Below are 20,804 nucleotides of genomic sequence, written 5' to 3' on the forward strand. Positions count from 1 at the left end.
GGGGTGAGGTGGAAGGACCGTCAGGCCTTGCGGCCGAGGAAGGCCAGGACCCGGGTCTGCTCGTCGGAGTCCGCGGGGACGTCCACGGCCGGGCCGCACACTCCGGCCGTGCGGATGTTGTCGCCCAGCTGCTCCGCGACGCCACCCACCCAGGTCAGGTCGTCGGCAGGGATGGTCTCGTCGAGGCCGGTGGCCCGCGCGAGGTCCCAGCCGTGCACCACCAGGTCGAAGCAGTAGAAGCTGTCGACGGTCTTGCCGAGTTCGGTGCGGCCGAAATGCCCGTCGTACTCGCGGCCCGCCTTGGCCGGATCGTCCAGGATCTCCTGCATGCCGTCGCGCGTCGCCGCCCACGCGGCAACCGGATCGTCGTCGACGGACGGCGGCTCCGGCAGTTCCAGATCGACGACGGTGACGATGTAGCGCTGCGTGTCGATCACGTGCCGCACGACGTCGCGGGCCGTCCAGCCGTCGCACGGAGACGCGTCGTCCCAGCGTGCGGCGGGCACGGATTCGACGCGCTTGGTGAACTTCGCGGCGAGGTCGCGGTAGTGGGCTGCGGGGGTTTCGGTTGTCGAGGTCATGCTGCCGATTCTTCCCCCGTCCGGCGCCCGACGGCTTGAACATTTCCGACATCGACGACGGATTCGTTTCCGTGCCAGTCGGGGGCCTCGCTGGCGAGGAGCTCGGACGGGGTGAGCGAGGAGATCCGCCGGCATTCCCGCGACAGGTGCGCCTGGTCGCTGTAGCCGGCGGTGGCGGCGAGTGCGGCGAGACCCGTCCGGGTCCCCGACTGCGCGAGCGCCATGAACCGTTGCAGCCGCAGGATTCCGCGGAGCGTCGCGGGACCGTATCCGAACGCGTCGTTGCATCGCCGCTGCAGTTGCCGCTCCGTGACGGAGGCGGCGTCGGCGAGCGCGCCCACGTTCCACGACTGCCGGGCCAGGGCCCGCCGCACGGTGCCGATCAGCGGGTCGGCCTCCGGCCCGCGGCTCCGCCACGCGCGCACGGCGTTCTCGAACAGGGCGATTCGTTCCGCGTGGCCGGACGCGTTGTCGAGCCGGTCGGTCAGTGTCCGTTCCCACGTGGACCCGAGTACGTCGCCGAGGCCGACCCGGATGTTGCGGACCTCGGCCGCCGACGTCCGCAGCAGATGCGAGCCGGCGCCGGGACGGAAACGGACGCCGACGGATTCGGTGCCCGGCGGCAGCGTGAACGACCAGGCCGTGGTCTCGGGACCGCACACCCGGATCCCCACATCCTGGATCCACAGGATGTCCATGCACGCGTCCGGCACCAGCAGATGCTCGCCCTGCGTGCGCGCGGACCACCCGCACACGAGCGTGCCGGCGAGGTCGGGTGCCGGCGAGGTCGGCGTGTACCAGCCCATGCACAGGAGCCTAATCACGGATACCGACACGTGCGGGCCCGTCACATCGCCCGAAGTGCCCGCACCGGCACGCAACTCGAGGTGAACTGTATGTACGGGTCCGCAGAGGTTCCCCAGGAGGCCCGCCACTTCGCCGTCACAGAGAACGAGGACTCCATGAGACGAACATGGGCGCTGGCAGCGATCGTCGCCGTCAGCCTGACCTTCTCGAGTTGCGCCTACGACCGCACGGATTCCGGTGACACGGGCGGCAACGCCCCGGTGTCCCCGACGCCGACGTCCCCACCGGCCTTGCCCGGAACACCCGTCCTGAAGATGGGACCGACGACGCTCGGCGAGGTGATGGTCGACGAAGGCGGGATGACGGTCTACGTGTACGACAAGGACGAGGTCGGCTCCGGTGCCAGTTCGTGCCGCGACACGTGCCTGCAGTCGTGGCCGCCGGTCACCGCCGTCACCGAGAACCCGACGGTGCAGGGGCTGAAGGAAGTCGTCATCGACACCATCCCCGCCGCGGACGGCACCCATCAGCTCACCGTGAACGGGCGACCCGTGTACCGGTACAAGGATGACAACGAACCCGGTGACGCATACGGGCAGGCGGTCGGCAGCGTGTGGTGGACCCTCGACTCCGCAGGCAACCCGGTCACGACAACTGCGGGCGGCGAGTAGCGCGGTCGATCCGCAGATGGACGGTGACGGTCAGCGCCGCCGACAGTCCGGCGGCGAACCACAGGGCGTCCAACCCGATCCAGTGGTGAGAGAGAGCGCCCGTCACCGCTCCTGCCACCAGGCCCGCCCACAGCGCGAAATGTCGTAGCCACGCCCACCGCGGCCCGCCGAACAGCGCCGCGGCAAGCCGGTGGCCCATCTTCACGAGGGCGCCCGTCATGTAGGTGAGGCCGATGGTGACCTCGCCGTCCTTCTGGAAGAAGGAGTTCTCCGCGCCCATGGCGAGCAGCATCGCGCCGACGGCCACGGTGCTCGCCCCGACGGTCGCGGCGACGGCGCCTGCGATGAGAAGTCCGGACACGACGACGAGCACCGTCGTCCGGACGGGCAGCCGCCTGCGATCGGACAGGTGCACGACCACGGCGCCCAGGGCGCAGCCGAGGACGAACGTGCCGATCACCGCGGCGGCCGTCAGCGCATGCGACCACGCCCCGTCCGCGAACCCGACGCTGAACCGGGTGAGATTGCCGCTCATGAACGCGACGAAGAACCCGCCGAGCGTGATGAATCCGAGCGCGTCGACGTAGCCGGCCAGCGCGGACAGCACCACCGCCAGCACGAGCATCTGCCTGCTGTCGTCGATCGGCACATCACACATCAAACACCGCGGTGAACGACAGCGGCCCCCGATCCGGAGATCGGGGGCCGCTGTGGCGGAGTTCAGGCGATCGGAACGCCTCGACTAGGACGTGCCGAGGGCGGGCGCGAGCGTGCTGGCCCAGGACTCGTGCAGGCGGTCCTGCCAGTAGTTCCACGTGTGCAGGCCCTCGTCGGCGATGTGCGTCTGCAAGTTGGCGCCTGCTGCCTTCGCCGCGGGGACGAAGGACCTGCTGCTCAGACCCGAGGCGGTCTCGAGGGGAACCGTCTGCGAGAACTTCACCGGGTCGAACGACTTGCTGTCCGGGTCGACCGTGGGATCGCCGGCAGCCGAACCGGCACCGGACGAGATGTAGACGGACTTGCCGCGCAGCGCGCCGACGTTGAGCAGCGGGTCGTTGCGGAGCCACGTCGCCGACGGCCAGAAGCCCCACATGTTCAGCGCGTTGCCGCCCATCTGGGCGACAGAAACCTGAATGCCCTGCGCGAAGCCGGGCGAGCTGGCCGTCGGGTACCCGCTGTAGGACGCGACGGCCTTGTAGAAGTCGGGGTGGTGAGTGGCGAGGTTCAACGCGGAGGTGCCGCTCATCGACAGACCGGCGACCGCGTTGTTCACGCCGTCACTGCCGAACTGCGAAGCCATCACCGGGGGCAGCTCCTTGGTCAGGAAGGTCTCCCACTTGACGCGGCCCAGCTTCGGGTCGTCACGCAGCCAGTCGGAGTAGAAGGTGCCGCCGCCGCCGAACGGGATGACCACGTTGACGTGCTTGCCGGCGAAGAAATTCTCCACGTCGGTCTCGATCAGCCAGCCGTTGTTGTCGTCCGGCGCGCGCAGGCCGTCGAGCAGGTACAGCGTCGGCGCGGGACCGCCGCCGGCAGCCTTGAGCACCTTGACGGGAATGTCCTTGTCCATCGACGGTGAGTACACCGAGATCAGGGCCGAGTCGGCATGCGCGATGCCGGTTCCGGCCAGTACGGACACGAGGCCCGATGCCAACACTGCGACCAGGCCCACGATCAGCGCGCGGGTGCGACGTATCGCCATCCGAATGTCCTTTTATCTCGTAACAGACACTGCACAGCGAACGCTGCACCGGAGACGATAACAGGGAGATAACGGGTTGTGCCTGTCGTGGCCTGGGATTCCCGGTGCGGACGGGTCCGCAGGCGGTGCTCCGAGGGCGGCGCCGCCTGGTTTGCCCGGAGATGCAAGAAACCCCTGCGAACCACTTTTCAGCGGTTCACAGGGGTTCCTGTGGCGGAGGATAGGGGATTTGAACCCCTGAGGGCGTTAACCCAACCCGCGTTCCAGGCGAGCGCCATAGGCCACTAGGCGAATCCTCCGTGGAGGAGCATACCCAACGACGACGGCTCACCGTTAAACGACCAGGTGGCCGCCGGTTCTACGCCCACTTCAGCTGGCCGAGGGCGTGCTCGGCGAGCGGCACGGAACGGTCGCAGGACGTGTCCGGGTTCGCGGTCGCGTCCAGACCGAATTTCGTCTCGATCGACAGGGTGCCCGCGTCGGTGGTGACCTCGAGGATGCACTGGTACTTGCTCTCGGCGAGCGCCCGGCCCTCGAGTCCGCCGACGTCGATCGTGCGCAGCGGGTCGACCGGTTCCGGCGCGCTCGTGGTGGTGACGGTCACAGTGTTCAGCGACTCGGGTTTGCCCCACGTGCACGCGCGACGTTCCGGACTGTCGGTGGCGGTGCCCTCGCCGGCGCCTGCCGTCAGGAGGGGTGCGAGCGTCGCATCGTCCGCGAGTGAGCACGGCTCGGCCGCGTCCCAGCTGACCGCGTCGGACGTGGCCGCGTCTTCGCTGCTCCCGCCGCACGCCGAGAGTGCTGCGACGGCGACGGCGAGGGCCGCCACGTGTGCTGTCCTTCTGAGTTTCATCCCGATCCTTTGCCGACGGTGGCCGAATGCGGGGGCGACCGTAGCACTGGCGGTGGTCTGACGTGCAGCGTCGGGCGCGGGCCGGGGTGGATCCCGGTAGCGGCTCGGGGCCGTCTACACTCTGTGGTGGATCCCGCGCGGCGCGCATCCTGTGAACTCCCCCAGGGCCGGAAGGCAGCAAGGGTCAACGGGCTCTGCCGGGTGCGCGGGGTCCCCTATCTTTCGCATACCCGACCCACGATGTCGGTGAGAGGCCGCTCCTGATGACCAACCAGACCCAGATCGGGTTGATGAGCCATGAGGAACTACTTTCGGAGCATGAGCGCCAGACTGCGAGCTACGCGCAGCTGAAGACGGAGAAGCTCACGCTCGACCTCACCCGCGGTAAGCCCTCGCCCGAGCAGCTGGATCTGTCGGCGGCGCTGCTGACGCTGCCCGGTGACGGCGACTTCCGCGACGGCAACGGCACCGACACCCGCAACTACGGCGGGCTCACCGGCCTGCCGGAGCTGCGCGCGATCTTCGGTGAACTGCTCGGCATCCCCGTCGAGAACCTGCTCGCCGGCAACAACGCCAGCCTCGAGATCATGCACGACAACGTCGTGTTCGCTCTGCTGCACGGCACCCCCGACTCCCCGCGCCCCTGGGCGCAGGAGGAGAAGGTCAAGTTCCTGTGCCCGGCGCCCGGCTACGACCGGCACTTCGGGATCACCGAGACCTACGGCATCGAGATGATCCCGGTGCCGATGCGCCCGGACGGCCCCGACGTCGGCGTCATCGCCGAACTCGTCGCGAACGATCCGCAGATCAAGGGTCTGTGGGCCGTTCCCAACTACTCCAACCCCACGGGCGCGGTGTACTCGGAAGAGGTCACGCGGGCGCTCGCGTCGATGCCGGCCGCCGCCCCCGACTTTCGGCTGTTCTGGGACAACGCCTACGCGGTGCATCCGCTGGTCGGCGAGACGGCGCCGTCGCTGGACATCCTCGGGATGGCCGCGGAGGCGGGTCACCCCAACCGGCCGCTCGTGTTCGCGTCGACGTCGAAGATCACGTTCGCCGGTGCGGGCGTCAGCTTCTTCGGTTCCTCGGCCGCGAACCTGGCCTGGTACCAGAAGTTCCTCGGCAAGAAGAGCATCGGACCGGACAAGCTGAACCAGCTGCGTCACCTGCGGTTCTTCGGTGACGCCGACGGGGTTCGCGCCCACATGGAGAAGCACCGCGAGATCCTGGCGCCGAAGTTCGCGCTCGTCCTGAAGATCCTCGAGGACCGTCTCGGGGCGTCGAAGGTGGCGTCGTGGACGGAGCCGAAGGGCGGATACTTCATCAGCCTGGACGTGGTCGAGGGCACCGCGAAGCGCGTCATCGCCCTGGCGAAGGACGCGGGGATCGCGCTCACCGCCGCCGGATCGGCGTTCCCGTACGGAATCGACCCGGAGGACAAGAACATCCGGCTCGCGCCGAGCTTCCCGTCGATGGACGACCTGGACAAGTCGATGAACGGTGTCGCGACGTGCGTGCTGCTCGCGGCCACCGAATCGCGCCTGGGCCTGCCGAAGTCTTAGAAGTAGACGTCCGGCCGCTCACCTGTGTCAGGTGAGCGGCCGGACGTGTCTCTACATCCTGGCGTAGCGCGCCATCACGAAGCTGTACAGCCCGTACGCGGCGATACCCAGTGCGGCGAGGATCAGCAGGAACTGCCCGAACGGCGCCGAGCCGAGGGTTTTCACTGCGCCGTCGATGCCCGTCGCCTTGGACGGGTCGGAGTTGAGGACCGCGACGATCACCAGCACACCCGCGCCGGCGATGACGAGGCCCTTGGCCACGTAGCCGACGACCCCGAGCGGTTCGACGAATTTCGACGGGGTGCCCTTCAGGTCGTCCAGGAAGTTCTTCGCCGCTCCCTTGTAGATGTGGTAGCCGCCGATCGCGACGGCGACGAGGCCCACGATCACGAGGAGGGTCTTGCCTGCCCCGGACTCCATGAGGCGTGCACTCATTCCGGCGTTCTGCTGGCCGCTCGACTTCCCACCGCCGCTCGCGAACTGGTAGGACGAGAAGGCGAACGCGAAGTAGACGACTGCCAGGCCGAAGGCCTTCGCGCGGTCCAGCAGCGACGTGTCGTCGTTGTCGCCGGACTTCTCGGTGGCGTGGGGGCCGAGGACCGTTTCGGCGAGCCGCCACAGCGCCATGGCGATGAACGCGATCGTCGCCACCCACAATGCGATCCGGCCGCCGGGTTTGGAGGCCAGCGTGCCCAGCGCCCCGGACTGGTCGGCGTTGCCACCGCTCCCGAACGCCAGCTGAACGATGATGTACGCGATCAGCAGGTGCACGAAGCCGCTCATCACGTGCCCCGCCCGCGCCACCCGTTCGAAAGTGGTGCTGTCGGTTGCCTTGTCCACGGCACGGCTCATCCCACCGGCTTTGTTCGTTTCGTGCTGTGCCATCGGGTGTCCTTACGGCTCGTGCGCTTGGACCGGAGTCCCTTGACCGTAGGGGTACCCGGTATCCACCGCGCCGACACGGGCCGGGCGCTATCGCACAGCGTTCGTGACTCGGTCGATCAGGTTGGAGGCGCTGTAGTAGTCGAGGCGGAAGCTGTCCTTGCCGAGCCCGATCACCTGCTTCTTCTCGACGGACGGCGTCTGCTGCAACGTCGGATCCGCGAGGAACCGTTCGGCGTCCGCCGCGTCACCGATCACGATGAACGTGGTGTTGCCGGGTACGGCCCGCGGCAGGTTCTCCTGCCCGACCGGTACGACGTCCTTGCGGCCGGTCATGACGCCCTTGTCGGCTCCGCTGATGTCGGCGGGCAGGTCGGCGAGCGAGAATCCGAGGCGTTCCAGCAGAATGCCCTGGGCCGATTCGGCGGTGAACATCCGCGACTCCTCGGGCGAGTTGTAGGCGGGCACGTTCACCGGGTTCGCCGCGGCGACCTTGTCGCCGAGCGCCGACTTGGCGTCGTCGAGTTGCCGGTCGAACTTCGCGACGAGGGCCTCGGCCTGCTCCTCGGCCCCGATCGCCGCCGCGATCCGACCGCTGAGGTCCTGCCACGACTTGTCGTCGTACCGCAGCACCACGACGGGCGCGATCTGCCTCAGCGTGTCCACCTGCTCGACCGCCGAGTCGCCGCCCGTGGCGGACACGAAGATGAGGTCCGGATCGGCGGCGGTGATCTTCTCGACGTTGGGCTCGCCCTGGTAGAGCGTCTCGACGCCGCGCTCGGCGGCGATGTCCGCCCACTGTGTGAACAGGCCGTTCTCGTCGGTCACGTCGCTCGGTCGCTGCGCGCCGGTGCCGATCAGGGGTGCGTCGAGGGCGAGCAGCGAGCCGGTGAGTGTGACGCTGGTCGACACGATCCGCTCGGGCTTGTGTTCGATCGTGACGCTGCCCGTCTCGTCGGTGACGGTGCGCGGCCAGCCCTGGCCGGACGCTGCGGGGTTGCCGGTGGTCGCGGATTCGGTGGCGGGATCGGACGAGCACGCGGCCGCGCCGATCCCGACGGCGAGGACAGCGAGGGCTGCCAGTGGGCGACGAAGTTTCACGGTGGGACTCCCTTTCGCGCGGGTAAGGAACTAATTTAGGCTAGCGTTACCTACATTCGAATGGGGAAGTGGATGCTGAAACGGGTACCCGGACCGGAGCGCCGCGTCGTACGCACACGCGCGATCGACGACCTGGCACAGGGCGCCGTCCCCGCGTTCTGGGACCGCCTCGCCGCCGCGCACAGCCCGACCCGTTCAACCCGCTGCCCACCCGAGCGGCGCAGGCCGGCGACTGCTCCGAGGCGGTGATGCCCGCGGCGCCCGCGCAGCGCTGGTGGACGGACCGGCCCGGCCGCGGCGAACTCCACGAGACGACGTTCACGCTGTCGGGCACACCACGGTCGGTGTGGGTATACGAACCGCCCGGACTCGCCGCCGGATCTCGTCCGGTGGTAGTGCTGCTCGACGGCCGGACGTGGGCGGTCGACCTGCCGATCGCGGGTGCCGTCGACGCACTCGGACCTGCCGGTCACCGGGTTCCGCTCGTCGTGATGGTCGACAGCGTCGGACCCGAACTGCGATCCGAGGAACTCGGCTGTAGTCCCGCGTTCGCCGCGGGTCTCACCGGCGAACTGCTCCCGTGGCTGCGGCAGGACCGGGCCGTCACCGACGACCCGGCGTCGACGATCGTGGCCGGCTGCAGCCTGGGCGGATTGACGGCCTGCCACCTCGCGCTGACGGCGCCGCACGTGTTCGGGTGCGCCGTCAGCCTGTCCGGATCGTTCTGGTGGCCCGGATCCGGGCCGGGGGTCCCGTTCCAGGACCGGGTTCGCGCCGCCGCCCCGTCGCACAGCCGGTTCGGCATCGAGGTCGGGACCCTCGAATGGATGCTCGTCGAACCCAACCGCGAAGTCCGCGACCTGCTGGCCGGCACCGGCCACGACGTGCGCTACCGCGAGTTCTGCGGTGGTCACGACGCGCTGCACTGGCGCGACGGACTGATCGCCGGCGTGGCCTCGATGCTGGGTTACGCACCGGTAATGCAGTGATGTGGATAACTCTGTGAATAAACCGCGCGTCGCCGTGAAGGGCGCACCCGCCCCATCGTGGGATGGCAGGATCGAAGCATGGCACGCACGCTGAACCTGGTAGGGGATCCGGACGCCGACGCACTCCTCGCGAGTGATCCGTTGGCGTTGCTCATCGGGATGCTGCTCGATCAGCAGGTTCCGATGGAGACGGCGTTCGCGGGCCCCAAGAAACTCGACGACCGGATCGGCGGTCTCGAGGTGCACCGCATCGCGGAGATGGATCCGGAAGAGTTCGCGGCCGTCTGCTCACAGACCCCCGCGGTCCACCGGTTTCCCGGATCGATGGCCACCCGCATCCAGTCGTTGTGTGCGTTCCTCGTCGAGAACTACGACGGCAGCGTCGAGGCGCTGTGGACGAGCGGTGACCCCGACGGCAAAGAAGTGTTGAAGCGGTTGAAGGCGCTGCCGGGGTACGGCGACCAGAAGGCTCGCATCTTCCTGGCGCTGCTCGGCAAGCAGATCGGGGTGGAGCCGAAGGGCTGGCGCGAAGCGGCAGGCGACTACGGCACCGAGGGGTCCCGGCGTTCGATCGCGGACGTCGTGGACGACAAGAGCCTCCACGAGGTCCGCGAGTTCAAGAAGGCCGCGAAGGCCGACGCGAAGAAGGCGGCGGCAGCGAAGAAGAAGTAGCCGCCGCTACTCCGTGTCGTCGAGAAGTAGCCGCCGCTACTCCGTGTCGTCCGGTTCCTGCTTGCGTTCTGCGTCGAGTTGCCGCCTGCGTTCCGCCTCGTGCATCCACGGGAAGACGCTGTTGCCCTGGCCGCCGCCGATCGGTCCGTGCCCGAGCACACCGTGTTCGTACGCCGACTCGGCGTGCAATGCGAGGTCGATGCCGGAGGACTCGTCCTCGGCGCTCACCCGGAACCCGAAGATCCGGTCGATCAGCTTGCCCAGCCCGAACGTCACGCCGAACGCGTACAGGGCGACGACGACCACGGCCAGCACCTGCTTGCCGAGTTGCGCGAACCCGCCCCCGTACAGCAGGCCTTCGGCTCCGCCCGTCATCACCTCGGTGGCGAGCAGGCCGATCAGGATCGTGCCGACGATGCCGCCCATCAGGTGGACACCGACGACGTCGAGCGAGTCGTCGTATCCGAGGCGGAACTTCCAGCCGACGGCGAACGAGCAGACCACACCGGCGACCGCGCCGACGATCACCGCGCCGACCATGCTCACGGTGCCGCAGGACGGGGTGATCGCGACCAGCCCGGCGACGACGCCGGACGCCGCACCGAACGTCGTGGGGTGACCGTCGCGCTTCTGCTCGACGAGGAGCCAGCCGAGCAGGCCGGTGCACCCGGCGACGAGCGTGTTCAGGAAGATCGCGGCGGCGGTGCCGTCGGCGGCGAGCGCGGAGCCCGCGTTGAAACCGAACCAGCCGAACCAGAGCAGGCCGACACCGAGCAGCACCAGCGGAAGGTTGTGGGGGCGCATCGACTCGGACTTGAATCCGAGCCGCGGACCCAGGACCAGGGCCAAAGCCAGGCCCGACGCGCCGGACACGATCTCGACGACCAGTCCGCCCGCGTAGTCGAGGGCGCCGAACTGCGCGATCCAGCCCTGCGGGTTCCACACCCAGTGCGCGACGGGTGCGTAGACGACGAGGGCCCACACGGGCACGAAGATCATCCAGGCCGAGAACTTGGCCCGGTCGGCGATCGCACCGCTGATCAGCGCGGCGGTGATGATCGCGAACGTCAGCTGGAACGTGGCGAACAGGATCTCGGGGACCTGCCCGTGGACGGTGGTCGGGTCGATGCCCGCCATCCCCACGTGCTCGAGCCCGCCGATCAGTCCGCCGCCGATGTCGTCGCCGAAGATGAGGGAGTACCCGGCCACCAGCCAGGCGACCGTGACGAGCGCGATCGACACGAAGCTCATCATGATCATGTTCAGTACGCCGGTGGAGCGGACCATCCCGCCGTAGAACAGGGCGAGCCCCGGGGTCATCAGCAGGACCAGTGCGGTACTGATCAGAAGCCAGGCGGTTGCTCCGGCGTCGATTGCAGGCACGACATTCTCCTCACACACCCGGACGAAACCCGGTGCGGAAATTCACGATGGCTGCGGGCCGTTTCAACTGTGATGCCGACGCGTTGCGAACGTGTTACGCAATCCGGTCAGGTCCGGATTTCTACCTGTGAGTAGCACCCGAGCGGGGTGCCGAGCAGGCGCTTCGACCACCCGGACCGGACTGTCGGGGCCCGCCGGTAGTCTTTCCGCGTGGCCCTGTACCGGAAGTACCGACCCGCATCCTTCGCCGAGGTGGTGGGGCAGGAGCACGTCACCGAACCACTGAGCACCGCTCTCGACGCCGGACGGATCAACCACGCGTATCTGTTCTCCGGTCCCCGCGGCTGTGGCAAGACGTCGTCTGCCCGCATCCTGGCCCGATCGCTGAACTGCGTGGAGGGCCCGACCTCGACGCCGTGCGGCCAGTGCCCCTCGTGCGTGGCGCTCGGCCCCGGCGGGTCGGGCAACCTCGACGTCACCGAACTCGACGCGGCCAGCCACGGTGGCGTCGACGACACCCGTGAGCTGCGCGACCGCGCGTTCTACGCGCCCGCCGAGTCCCGGTACCGGGTGTTCATCGTGGACGAGGCCCACATGGTCACCACGGCGGGTTTCAACGCCCTCCTCAAGATCGTGGAGGAGCCGCCGGAGCACCTCATCTTCATCTTCGCGACCACCGAACCCGAGAAGGTGCTGCCGACCATCCGTTCGCGCACCCATCACTATCCGTTCCGGCTGCTCGCGCCGACGACGATGCGCGGGCTGCTGGAGAAGATCTGCCAGCAGGAGAGCGTGCCGGTCGCCGACCCGGTGTATCCGCTGGTCATCCGCGCCGGGGGTGGGTCCCCGCGTGACTCGCTGAGCATCCTCGACCAGCTCCTCGCCGGCGCAGGCGACGAGGGCGTCACCTACCCGCGCGCGCTCGCGCTGCTCGGCGTCACCGACGTCGCGCTGATCGACGACGCCGTGGACGCGCTGGCCACCGGCGACGGCGCCGCGCTGTTCGGGACGGTCGATCGCGTCATGGACGCCGGGCACGATCCCCGCCGGTTCGCCGTCGACCTGCTCGAGCGCCTGCGCGACCTGATCCTGATGCAGGCGGTCCCCGACGCCGCCGAGCGTGGCCTCGTCGACGCTCCCGGCGACGTGCTCGAGAACATGCGCGCCCAGGTCCAGCGGATCGGTCCCGCCACGCTCACCCGGTACGCCGAGGTGATCCACGCCGGTCTCGGCGAGATGCGCGGCGCCACCGCCCCCCGACTGCTGCTCGAGGTGATGTGCGCCCGGATGCTGCTGCCGTCGGCGTCCGATGCGGAGTCGGCCGTGCTGCAGCGGCTCGAACGCGTCGAGCGCGGACTTCCGCCCGCAGGCTCCGCACCGGTCGCCGCCGCAGCCGCAGCCGAGCGGCCTGCCGCGGCACCGGAGCGCGCGCCGCAACCGCCCGCCGAGCCGAAACCGGAGCCGAAGTTCCAGCGACCGTCGATGCGCCAAGCCGCGGCGGCCACCGTGCCGCCGCCGCCCGAGCCGGAACCCGAACCGATGCCGCGGCCCGTTCCGGAGCCCGCGCCTGCCCCCGTTCCCGAACCGGAGCCGACGCCGCAGCCTGAACCGACACCCGTTCCGGAGCCGACGCCGGCACCCGAGCCGACGCCGCAGCCCGTGCCCGAGCCCGCTCCCGTTCCGGTCCCGGAACCCGAGCCGACTCCTGCGCCTGAGCCGGCGCCGGTTCCGGAGCCCCAGCCGACTCCCGAACCCGAACCTGAGCCGCTCGCACCCGAGGTGGAGGCGGCACCCGCAGCGTCGGCGGGCCCGGATGTTGCGACCCTGCGCGAGGCCTGGAATTCGCTGCGCGAGAAGGTGAGTCAGCGGAACAAAATTCTTCCCGCGATGTTGTCGGCCGCCACGGTGCACGACGTGCAGGGCAACCGCCTGATCCTGGCGCACCCGGTCCCCAACCTGGGTGCCCGGATCGCGTCGCCGCACAACGCTCAGGTGATCACCGAGGTGCTGTCCGAGATGTTCGGCGGCACCTGGGAAGTGGAGTATCAGGCCGGTGCTCCGACGGCGCCGCCCCCACCGGTCGCGAAGGCCGCTGCGGCGCCGACGAAGCCGGCGGGTGCACCCCGGTTCTCCCGGCCCAGCCAGGAGCGGGCTGCGCAGCGCCCGCAGCAGCAGCAGTCCGACGGCCAGCGCACCGATGCGGGTTCGGGTGCGGCGCAGGCACGTCCGTTGTCCGAACCGGACGACGACATTCCGCCGCCGGAGGCACCCGACTACCCGGACGATCCGGGGCCGATCGACTACGAGGCTTCGGCGTCGACGCCGCCCGTCTCCACACCCGAGGACGAGGAAGAGATGTTCAAGGAGGCGGCGGAACCCGCCGACCCCGCGACTCGCCGCGACCCGGAGGACGTGGCGTTCGAACTGCTCAAGGACATGCTCGGAGCCAAGAAGCTCGAGGGCTGAGCGCACGGCGGTCCCGCCACATCGGGACATCCGCCCCTGGTGCCCGGGACGCCGGGTGCCCGATCGTCGTCTCATGAGCACAGTGAATGTTCCAGACGGCGTGCGGAACGAGGTCCCGGCGACCGCGCGACCGCGAAGCGGCCGGTGGTGGGCGTACGCCGGGGTCCTCGCCGGCGTGGCCGGAATCGTCGGCATCCAGGCGAGCATGTCGGTCGACGCGGTGTACGTGGAGGCGTCGGCCGGCGACGCGGTCGCCATCATGAACGGTCTCGCGGGACAGCGCACCGGAATCCTGGTGATGCACGTGTCGATCATGACCGCGGCGCTGCTGATCCTCGTCTTCGCCGCCGGGCTGTCCCAGCGCCTGCGGGCGGCACTGCCAACCGACAGCATCCTGCCGTCGGTCGCGGCGTTCGGGCTGGTCCTGACGTCGGCGGCGTGTCTGCTGGGGACCGGGCTGACCACCGAGTTGGTGTTCGGCCTCGGTGACACGAGCCGGCTGGTGCCGGCGTTCGCGGTGGTCGGCGGCCACTGGATGGGCACCATTCCGTGGCTGTGGGCGGGTGCGGGCGTCAGCGCGCTGGCGGTGGCCGCCGCGCTGCTCCGGGGACACGCGGGCCCACGCTGGATCGGCTGGGTCAGCCTGGTCCTGGGACTGGTGACCGCCGTCATCGGCGTCTCACCGCTGCAGTACCTCGCGGGGTTCACCGGGCCGCTGTGGGTGCTGGTCAGCGCGATCGGGTTCGCTTTCGCCGACACCGCGCGCGAGTAGGGGAGATACTCGTTCGCACCATGGCGAAGCAGAAGGACACTCCGATGACCGAGGGGTCGGCAGGTGCGGGCGGTGCGCCCGTACCCGCTGCCGTCATGGCGGTGTCCGCGTGGATCCTGGTCGTGCTGTCGGTGGTGGCGTTCGTCCGCGCCGATCCGGGCATCGATTCGAATCAGCTGTTCTTCCTGGTCGACGTCGTCGGGGCGGCGGTCTACGGGACGGTGGCCGGGGTCGTCCTGGCACGGCGGGTGCACCCGGTGCCGATCATCATGGGGCTCACCGCGATCGGCGTGGGTCTCGCCGCACTCGGCTACAGCTACTCGCAACTCGCGGCCGTGCGTCCGGGGCTGCCGTGGCTCGACGTGCTGTCGCCGCTGCAGAACACGGCGTGGATTCCCGGGACGCTCAGCCTGTTCCTGATCGTGCCGTGGCTGATCCGCGACCATCCGCTCGGCGTCGGCGCGAAACTCGGCGTCCTCGCCGGTGTCGCCGCGACGGCCTGGTACTTCTGGTCGCGCACATTCACGCAGACCCCCGCGGTCTGGCAGATCGTGCCCGTCCTCGTGGTCGGTTTCGCGGCGGCCGCGGACTGCGGGTGGCGGTGGCGTCACGGTCCACCCGGCGAGCGGGTGGGTCTCGGGTGGATGTGCCTGGGGACGGCGCTGATGACGGCCGCGTACATTCCGCTGGCGCTGCCCGCGTCGCTGCCGGGACTGTGGGTGCTCAACCCGTTGGTGCACTTGGCTGTTCAGGCGTTCTACCCGGTCGCGATCCTGGTGTGCATCCTGCGTCAGCGCATGTGGGGGCTGAACCTGGTCGTCAGCCGCGCGACGGTGGCGGGCACCCTCACCGTCGCGCTGCTGGTGCTGTACGTGGTGGTGGCCACGGCGCTGACGGCGCTGCTTCCCGACGGCGATTCGGTGGGGGCGCAGGTGGTCGCGGCGGGTGTCGTCGCCGTCGCAGTGCAACCGGTGCGGTTGTGGCTGCAGCGGAGGGTGCACCGCCTGGTGTACGGCGAGGGCGAGGATCCGGCGCGGGCCGTCCGCACCCTCGGCAGGCAGTTCGGCAGCGCCGAGACCCCGGAACAACTCCTCGAGGGTCTCGCCGCCGGCGTCGGCGTCGCGTTGCGGCTCGAATCCGTGTCCGTACGGCGCGCCGGCGGGGTTGCCGCGGTGTGGGGTTCGGCGACGGGACCTGCCGAGTCGGTGGAGTTGGTGCACCGCGGCGCGGTGCTGGGGACGATGGTCGTGACGGCGCCGCCGGGGGAGTCGCTGGGGGCGCGCACCCGCCGGTCGCTCACCGAACTGTCGGCGGTCGTGACGGCCGGTCTCGTCGTGCTGCAGTCGGCGGAGAACCTGCAGGAGGCGCGGCGCCGGCTGGCGTCCGTGCGGCTCGAGGAGCGGCAGATGATTCGCCGCGAACTGCACGACGGCCTGGGTCCGTCGCTCGCGGGCATCCGGCTCGGTCTGCAGGGCGCCCGGAACCTGCTCGGCTCGGATCCGGCCGCCGCCGCCGAACTCATCGACGCGCTGCAGCAGCAACTCGACCATCAGGTGGAAGGCGTCCGGCAGTTGTCGCGCAGCATGTTCCCGCCGGTGCTCGACGAACTCGGGCTGGTCCCGGCGCTGCACGAACTGGCGGCCACCCAGTCGCGCAGCGGGTTCCAGCTGCGGGTGCAGGCCGATCCGCCGCCGAGGCTGGGCGCGGAGATCAGCGCCGCGGCGTACGGGATCGTCGTCGAGGCCGTCACCAACGCGCGCAGGCACAGCGGCGCCGACGGCTGCCGGGTCGACGCCACGTTCGCTCCGGAGGTGCTGACGGTCGTCATCCACGACGACGGCTGCGGGTTCGATCCGGCCGGCGGAGGCGGCGTCGGCACCCGGTCGATGCGCGAGCGGGCCCACGAACTCGGCGGCACGCTGCACATCGAATCCGGCCGTCCGACAGGCACGGTGGTCACCGCCCGGTTACCGTTGACCGCATCATGAGCGCGGGCACGACGAACTCCACCACCTCGTCCATCCGGGTCGCCGTCGTCGACGACCACCCGGTGTTCCGGCTGGGCATGGTCGCGTTGCTGTCGACGCTGGACGGCATGGAGGTGGCCGCGCAGGCCAGTTCCGTCGCCGAGGCGCTCGACGTCGTGGATGGGGACGTCGACGTGGTGCTGATGGACCTCGAACTCGGCGACGGCTCGGGGGTGGACGCCACCCGGCGGCTCGTCGAGCGGCACCCCGCACTGCGGGTGCTCGTGGTCACCATGCACGAGGACGACGAATCGCTGGTCGCGTCGGTGCGCGCCGGGGCGCGCGGCTACCTGGTGAAGGGCGCCGATCCGGGGGAGGTCGAACGGGCGGTCCGGGCGGTCGCCAACGGGGAGGTGATCCTCGGCGCCGCGGTCGCGGCCCGCGCGATGAGCTTCATGGCCGCCTCGCGCCGGATGGAGCCCACCGTGTTTCCGGAACTCACCGACCGCGAACGGGAGGTTCTCGACCTCGTCGCCTGCGGCTACGACAACGCGAGCATCTCGCGCAGACTCGTGCTGAGCCCGAAGACGGTGCGCAACCACGTGTCGAATGTGCTCACCAAGCTGGGTGTGCCCGACCGTCCCGCCGCCATCGTGCGGGCACGGGACGCGGGCCTCGGCCTCGACGCCTGAGGCGCCGGCCTCACCGCGCGGCAGTCCAGGTCGCCGGGTCGTGATCGCCTGGGTCACGATCCAGGATCGCTTCGGTCCTTCCTACTGTTTTGGAACACGTTCTAAGGTAAATGTGCCGGGGTATGCCCCGTGCAGAGCGCCGTGTGCACGGTCGGCGTCGACGCAGATAAGGAAGGAACACTCCACAGTGACCACAGAGGCATTCATTTATGAAGCCATCCGCACCCCGCGCGGCCGCGGAAAGAAGACCGGTTCGCTGCACTCGGTCAAGCCGATCTCGCTGGTCACCGGCCTGATCGACGAGCTCCGCGCCCGCTTCCCCGACCTGGACGAGGATCGCATCTCGGACCTGGTCCTCGGCGTCGTCACCCCCGTCGGCGACCAGGGTATGGACATCGCCCGCGTCGCGGTCAACGACGCCGGACTGCCCGACACCGTCGGCGGCGTCCAGCTGAACCGGTTCTGCGCGTCCGGCCTCGAGGCCGTCAACACCGCCGCGCAGAAGGTGCGGTCCGGCTGGGACGAACTGGTCATCGCCGGTGGCGTCGAATCGATGTCCCGCGTGCCGATGGGCTCCGACGGCGGACCGTGGGCGCTCGACCCGGCCACCAACTACGACAACTACTTCGTCCCCCAGGGTGTGGGCGCCGACCTGATCGCCACCATCGAGGGCTTCTCCCGCGAGGACGTCGACGCGTACGCCGTCCGCTCGCAGGACCTCGCCGCGAAGGCGTGGACCGGCGGCTACTTCGCCAAGTCCGTCGTCCCGGTCAAGGACATCAACGGCCTCGTCGTCCTCGACCAGGACGAGCACATGCGTCCCGGCACCACCCTCGAGAATCTCGCGGGCCTCAACCCGTCCTTCGCCGGTGTCGGCGAGATGGGCGGCTTCGACGCGGTGTCGCTGCAGAAGTACCACTGGGTCGAGAAGATCAACCACGTCCACCACGGCGGCAACAGCTCCGGCATCGTCGACGGGGCCGCACTGGTCCTCGTCGGATCCGAGCAGGCCGGCAAGGACATGAGCCTGACCCCGCGCGCCCGCGTCGTCGCGACGGCCACCAGCGGTGCCGACTCCACGATCATGCTCACCGGCCCGACTCCCGCCTCGAAGAAGGTGCTCGCCGCCGCCGGTCTGACCGTCGACGACATCGACCTGTTCGAGATCAACGAGGCGTTCGCGTCCGTGGTGCTCAAGTTCCAGAAGGACCTGAACATCCCCGACGAGAAGCTCAACGTCAACGGCGGTGCCATCGCCATGGGTCACCCGCTCGGAGCCACCGGCGCCATGATCACCGGCACCATGATCGACGAGCTCGAGCGCCGCAACGCCCGGTACGCCCTCATCACCCTGTGCATCGGCGGCGGTATGGGCGTCGCCACCATCATCGAGCGCGTCTGACCGCCCGGACCATCAGGAGACTTGAAGCAGTGAGCGAGCAGAACATCATCAACTGGGAGCAGGACGCCGACGGCATCGTCGTGCTCACCATCGACGATCCCAACCAGGGCGCGAACACCATGAACGACGCCTACATCTCCTCGATGAAGGCGACCGTCGACCGCCTCGTCGACGAGAAGGACTCCATCACCGGTGTCGTGATCACGTCCGGCAAGAAGACGTTCTTCGCCGGCGGCGACCTGAAGAACATGATCAAGGTCGGCCCGGAGAACGCCGACGAGATTTACAGCCACAGCGTCGCGATCAAGTCGGACCTGCGCCGCCTCGAGACCCTCGGCAAGCCCGTCGTCGCCGCCATCAACGGTGCCGCACTCGGTGGCGGACTCGAGATCGCCCTGGCCACGCATCACCGTGTCGCCGCGGACGTGAAGGGAGTCAAGATCGGCCTGCCCGAGGTCACTCTCGGTCTGCTGCCCGGCGGCGGTGGCGTCGTGCGCACCGTCCGCATGCTCGGTCTGCAGAACGCCCTCATGCAGGTGCTGCTCCAGGGCCAGCAGCGTGGACCGGTGCAGGCCAAGGAGGTCGGACTCGTCGACGAGGTCGTCGCCTCCGTCGACGAACTGGTGCCCGCCGCGAAGGCGTGGATCAAGGCCAACCCCGAGGGCGGCGTCCAGCCGTGGGACAAGAAGGGCTACCGGATCCCCGGCGGCACCCCGTCCACCCCGGCATTCGCCGCGAACCTGCCCGCGTTCCCCGCGAACCTGCGCAAGCAGCTCAAGGGCGCACCCATGCCGGCACCGCGCGCCATCATGGCCGCCGCCGTCGAGGGATCGCAGGTCGACATCGACAACGCGCTCCTCATCGAGGCCCGGTACTTCACGTCGCTGGTCACCGGTCAGGTCGCGAAGAACATGATCCAGGCGTTCTTCTTCGACCTGCAGGCGATCAACTCCGGCGCGTCCCGCCCCGAGGGCATCGAGAAGACCCCGATCACCAAGGTCGGTGTGCTCGGCGCCGGAATGATGGGCGCCGGAATCGCCTACGTCTCCGCGAAAGCCGGCTTCGACGTCGTCCTCAAGGACGTCACGATCGAGGCCGCCACCAAGGGCAAGGCGTACTCCGAGGGCATCGAGGCCAAGGCGCTGTCGCGGGGCAAGACCACCGAGGAGAAGTCGAAGACGCTCCTCGACCGCATCACGCCGACCGCCGACCCCGCCGACTTCGCCGGTGTCGACTTCGTCATCGAGGCCGTGTTCGAGTCGCAGGACCTCAAGCACAAGGTGTTCCAGGAGATCGAGGACATCGTCGACCCGAAGGCGCTGCTCGGCTCGAACACGTCGACGCTGCCGATCACCGGCCTCGCGACCGGCGTGAAGCGCCAAGAGGACTTCATCGGAATCCACTTCTTCTCACCCGTCGACAAGATGCCGCTCGTCGAGATCATCCGCGGCGAGAAGACATCCGACGAGGCCCTCGCCCGCGTCTTCGACTACGTGCAGGCCATCCGCAAGACGCCGATCGTCGTCAACGATTCGCGCGGCTTCTTCACCTCCCGCGTCATCGGCACGTTCATCAACGAGGCCATCGCCATGCTGGCGGAGGGCATCGAGCCCGCCACCATCGAACAGGCAGGCATGCAGGCCGGCTACCCGGCGGCACCGCTGCAGCTGTCCGACGAGCTGAACCTGACGCTGATGCAGAAGATCCGCAAGGAAACCGCGGAAGCCGCGAAGGCCGAAGGCAAGGACCTGCCCGCCGACCCGGCAGGCGACGTCATCAACACGATGGTCGACAAGTTCGACCGCAAGGGCAAACTCGGCGGCGCAGGCTTCTACGACTACGCCGACGGCAAGCGCACCGGCCTGTGGTCCGGGCTGCGGGAGAACTTCGGTTCCAAGGAACTCGAAGTCCCGTTCCAGGACCTCATCGAGCGCATGCTGTTCATCGAGGCCATCGAAACGCAGAAATGCTTCGACGAGGGCGTGCTCCTCACCACCGCCGACGCCAACATCGGCTCCATCATGGGTATCGGCTTCCCCGCCTGGACCGGCGGTGTGTCGCAGTACATCCAGGGCTACGAAGGCGGCCAGACCGGCTTCGTCAAGCGCGCCGAAGAACTCGCCGCCAAGTACGGCGAGCGCTTCACCCCGCCGGCGTCGCTGAAGGCGTAGGCGGCTCCGCCGCCCGTGCGTGGTTAAGGAGTCTCTGGACTCGTTAACCACGCACGGGCGGAGTTATCCCCAACCTGTCGGCTATCCACAGGGCAATTTCTTTTCCCAGGTACGACACCGGGACCGGTCGG

Annotated in this window: 18 protein-coding genes, 1 tRNA gene and 1 other RNA gene; 11 read left to right on the top strand and 9 right to left on the bottom strand. The window is 69.2% G+C overall.

What is annotated here, in order from left to right; translation table 11 throughout:
• Positions 1 to 20: 20 nt before the first annotated feature.
• Together I1A62_RS30305 and I1A62_RS30310 are read right to left on the bottom strand one after the other, a co-directional pair.
• Positions 21 to 581: a TIGR03086 family metal-binding protein gene (locus tag I1A62_RS30305; RefSeq protein ID WP_087561526.1), complete on the bottom strand. Its 561-nt coding sequence runs from the start codon at positions 579 to 581 to the stop codon at positions 21 to 23.
• Positions 578 to 1,387, bottom strand: coding sequence for a helix-turn-helix domain-containing protein (locus tag I1A62_RS30310; RefSeq protein WP_219456004.1), 810 nt, complete (start codon positions 1,385 to 1,387; stop codon positions 578 to 580). The genes I1A62_RS30305 and I1A62_RS30310 overlap by 4 nt, the downstream gene beginning before the upstream one ends.
• A gap of 90 nt (positions 1,388 to 1,477) precedes the next feature.
• Here I1A62_RS30310 and I1A62_RS30315 point away from each other — a divergent pair, with 90 nt between their 5' ends.
• Entirely contained in the window at positions 1,478 to 2,059 is a 582-nt protein-coding gene (locus I1A62_RS30315; protein WP_225857927.1) for a hypothetical protein, read from the top strand.
• On the opposite strand, the gene I1A62_RS30320 is transcribed toward I1A62_RS30315, so the two are convergent.
• From I1A62_RS30320 to I1A62_RS30335, 4 genes are all read right to left on the bottom strand, one after another.
• The gene (locus tag I1A62_RS30320; protein WP_219456005.1) at positions 2,034 to 2,717 is read right to left on the bottom strand and encodes a YoaK family protein; all 684 of its coding nucleotides are present in this window, start codon (positions 2,715 to 2,717) and stop codon (positions 2,034 to 2,036) included. The genes I1A62_RS30315 and I1A62_RS30320 overlap by 26 nt on opposite strands.
• An 84-nt stretch (positions 2,718 to 2,801) precedes the next feature.
• On the bottom strand, positions 2,802 to 3,761 hold the full coding sequence (locus I1A62_RS30325; protein WP_219456007.1) for an alpha/beta hydrolase family protein: 960 nt from the start codon (positions 3,759 to 3,761) through the stop codon (positions 2,802 to 2,804).
• A gap of 211 nt (positions 3,762 to 3,972) precedes the next feature.
• Positions 3,973 to 4,060, bottom strand: a tRNA-Ser gene (locus I1A62_RS30330).
• A 59-nt stretch (positions 4,061 to 4,119) separates the two neighbouring features.
• Entirely contained in the window at positions 4,120 to 4,614 is a 495-nt protein-coding gene (locus I1A62_RS30335; protein ID WP_124390209.1) for a DUF3558 family protein, read from the bottom strand.
• A 125-nt stretch (positions 4,615 to 4,739) separates the two neighbouring features.
• Between I1A62_RS30335 and ffs the strand changes: the two genes are divergently transcribed.
• Together ffs and I1A62_RS30345 are read left to right on the top strand one after the other, a co-directional pair.
• Positions 4,740 to 4,834, top strand: an RNA gene (ffs, locus tag I1A62_RS30340) — signal recognition particle sRNA small type.
• A gap of 43 nt (positions 4,835 to 4,877) precedes the next feature.
• Positions 4,878 to 6,176 (top strand): aminotransferase class I/II-fold pyridoxal phosphate-dependent enzyme, encoded by a 1,299-nt coding sequence (locus tag I1A62_RS30345; RefSeq protein WP_124390210.1) that lies wholly within the window; start codon positions 4,878 to 4,880, stop codon positions 6,174 to 6,176.
• Between the two features lie 51 nt (positions 6,177 to 6,227).
• Here the strand turns inward: I1A62_RS30345 and I1A62_RS30350 are convergent, their stop codons facing one another.
• Positions 6,228 to 7,061 carry a DUF1206 domain-containing protein gene (locus I1A62_RS30350; RefSeq protein WP_219456009.1) on the bottom strand — a complete coding sequence of 278 codons (834 nt, stop codon included), beginning with the start codon at positions 7,059 to 7,061 and terminating at the stop codon, positions 6,228 to 6,230.
• Between the two features lie 87 nt (positions 7,062 to 7,148).
• On the bottom strand, positions 7,149 to 8,159 hold the full coding sequence (gene fepB, locus I1A62_RS30355; RefSeq protein ID WP_219456011.1) for a Fe2+-enterobactin ABC transporter substrate-binding protein: 1,011 nt from the start codon (positions 8,157 to 8,159) through the stop codon (positions 7,149 to 7,151).
• A gap of 68 nt (positions 8,160 to 8,227) precedes the next feature.
• Here fepB and fes point away from each other — a divergent pair, with 68 nt between their 5' ends.
• Together fes and I1A62_RS30365 are read left to right on the top strand one after the other, a co-directional pair.
• On the top strand, positions 8,228 to 9,148 hold the full coding sequence (fes, locus tag I1A62_RS30360; RefSeq protein WP_257890585.1) for an enterochelin esterase: 921 nt from the start codon (positions 8,228 to 8,230) through the stop codon (positions 9,146 to 9,148).
• Positions 9,149 to 9,226: 78 nt separating this feature from the next.
• Positions 9,227 to 9,820: an HhH-GPD-type base excision DNA repair protein gene (locus tag I1A62_RS30365; RefSeq protein WP_087561518.1), complete on the top strand. Its 594-nt coding sequence runs from the start codon at positions 9,227 to 9,229 to the stop codon at positions 9,818 to 9,820.
• 36 nt (positions 9,821 to 9,856) lie between these two features.
• Here the strand turns inward: I1A62_RS30365 and I1A62_RS30370 are convergent, their stop codons facing one another.
• Positions 9,857 to 11,203 carry an ammonium transporter gene (locus tag I1A62_RS30370; RefSeq protein ID WP_124390213.1) on the bottom strand — a complete coding sequence of 449 codons (1,347 nt, stop codon included), beginning with the start codon at positions 11,201 to 11,203 and terminating at the stop codon, positions 9,857 to 9,859.
• Between the two features lie 210 nt (positions 11,204 to 11,413).
• Between I1A62_RS30370 and I1A62_RS30375 the strand changes: the two genes are divergently transcribed.
• The 6 genes from I1A62_RS30375 to I1A62_RS30400 all read left to right on the top strand — a co-directional run bounded on the left by I1A62_RS30375 (position 11,414) and on the right by I1A62_RS30400 (position 20,673).
• On the top strand, positions 11,414 to 13,669 hold the full coding sequence (locus I1A62_RS30375; protein WP_219456012.1) for a DNA polymerase III subunit gamma and tau: 2,256 nt from the start codon (positions 11,414 to 11,416) through the stop codon (positions 13,667 to 13,669).
• A 73-nt stretch (positions 13,670 to 13,742) separates the two neighbouring features.
• On the top strand, positions 13,743 to 14,441 hold the full coding sequence (locus I1A62_RS30380; protein WP_219456014.1) for a hypothetical protein: 699 nt from the start codon (positions 13,743 to 13,745) through the stop codon (positions 14,439 to 14,441).
• 44 nt (positions 14,442 to 14,485) lie between these two features.
• Positions 14,486 to 16,429 (top strand): sensor histidine kinase, encoded by a 1,944-nt coding sequence (locus I1A62_RS30385; protein ID WP_219456016.1) that lies wholly within the window; start codon positions 14,486 to 14,488, stop codon positions 16,427 to 16,429.
• Positions 16,426 to 17,100, top strand: a complete 675-nt coding sequence (locus I1A62_RS30390) for a response regulator transcription factor (protein ID WP_219456017.1) — start codon at positions 16,426 to 16,428, stop codon at positions 17,098 to 17,100. The genes I1A62_RS30385 and I1A62_RS30390 overlap by 4 nt, the downstream gene beginning before the upstream one ends.
• A 187-nt stretch (positions 17,101 to 17,287) precedes the next feature.
• Positions 17,288 to 18,502, top strand: coding sequence for an acetyl-CoA C-acetyltransferase (locus I1A62_RS30395; RefSeq protein WP_012691313.1), 1,215 nt, complete (start codon positions 17,288 to 17,290; stop codon positions 18,500 to 18,502).
• A 29-nt stretch (positions 18,503 to 18,531) separates the two neighbouring features.
• Entirely contained in the window at positions 18,532 to 20,673 is a 2,142-nt protein-coding gene (locus tag I1A62_RS30400) for a 3-hydroxyacyl-CoA dehydrogenase NAD-binding domain-containing protein (protein WP_219456019.1), read from the top strand.
• Positions 20,674 to 20,804 lie beyond the last annotated feature (131 nt).

The organism is Rhodococcus sp. USK10 (assembly GCF_019378875.1).
GTDB lineage: Bacteria > Actinomycetota > Actinomycetes > Mycobacteriales > Mycobacteriaceae > Rhodococcus_F > Rhodococcus_F pseudokoreensis.

Coding starts and splice junctions, on each gene's coding strand:
- I1A62_RS30305 (WP_087561526.1), bottom strand. CDS start 581: ATGACCTCGACAACCGAAACCCCCGCAGCCCACTACCGCGACCTCGCC.
- I1A62_RS30310 (WP_219456004.1), bottom strand. CDS start 1,387: ATGGGCTGGTACACGCCGACCTCGCCGGCACCCGACCTCGCCGGCACG.
- I1A62_RS30315 (WP_225857927.1), top strand. CDS start 1,478: ATGTACGGGTCCGCAGAGGTTCCCCAGGAGGCCCGCCACTTCGCCGTC.
- I1A62_RS30320 (WP_219456005.1), bottom strand. CDS start 2,717: ATGTGTGATGTGCCGATCGACGACAGCAGGCAGATGCTCGTGCTGGCG.
- I1A62_RS30325 (WP_219456007.1), bottom strand. CDS start 3,761: ATGGCGATACGTCGCACCCGCGCGCTGATCGTGGGCCTGGTCGCAGTG.
- I1A62_RS30335 (WP_124390209.1), bottom strand. CDS start 4,614: ATGAAACTCAGAAGGACAGCACACGTGGCGGCCCTCGCCGTCGCCGTC.
- I1A62_RS30345 (WP_124390210.1), top strand. CDS start 4,878: ATGACCAACCAGACCCAGATCGGGTTGATGAGCCATGAGGAACTACTT.
- I1A62_RS30350 (WP_219456009.1), bottom strand. CDS start 7,061: ATGGCACAGCACGAAACGAACAAAGCCGGTGGGATGAGCCGTGCCGTG.
- I1A62_RS30365 (WP_087561518.1), top strand. CDS start 9,227: ATGGCACGCACGCTGAACCTGGTAGGGGATCCGGACGCCGACGCACTC.
- I1A62_RS30380 (WP_219456014.1), top strand. CDS start 13,743: ATGAGCACAGTGAATGTTCCAGACGGCGTGCGGAACGAGGTCCCGGCG.
- I1A62_RS30385 (WP_219456016.1), top strand. CDS start 14,486: ATGACCGAGGGGTCGGCAGGTGCGGGCGGTGCGCCCGTACCCGCTGCC.
- I1A62_RS30390 (WP_219456017.1), top strand. CDS start 16,426: ATGAGCGCGGGCACGACGAACTCCACCACCTCGTCCATCCGGGTCGCC.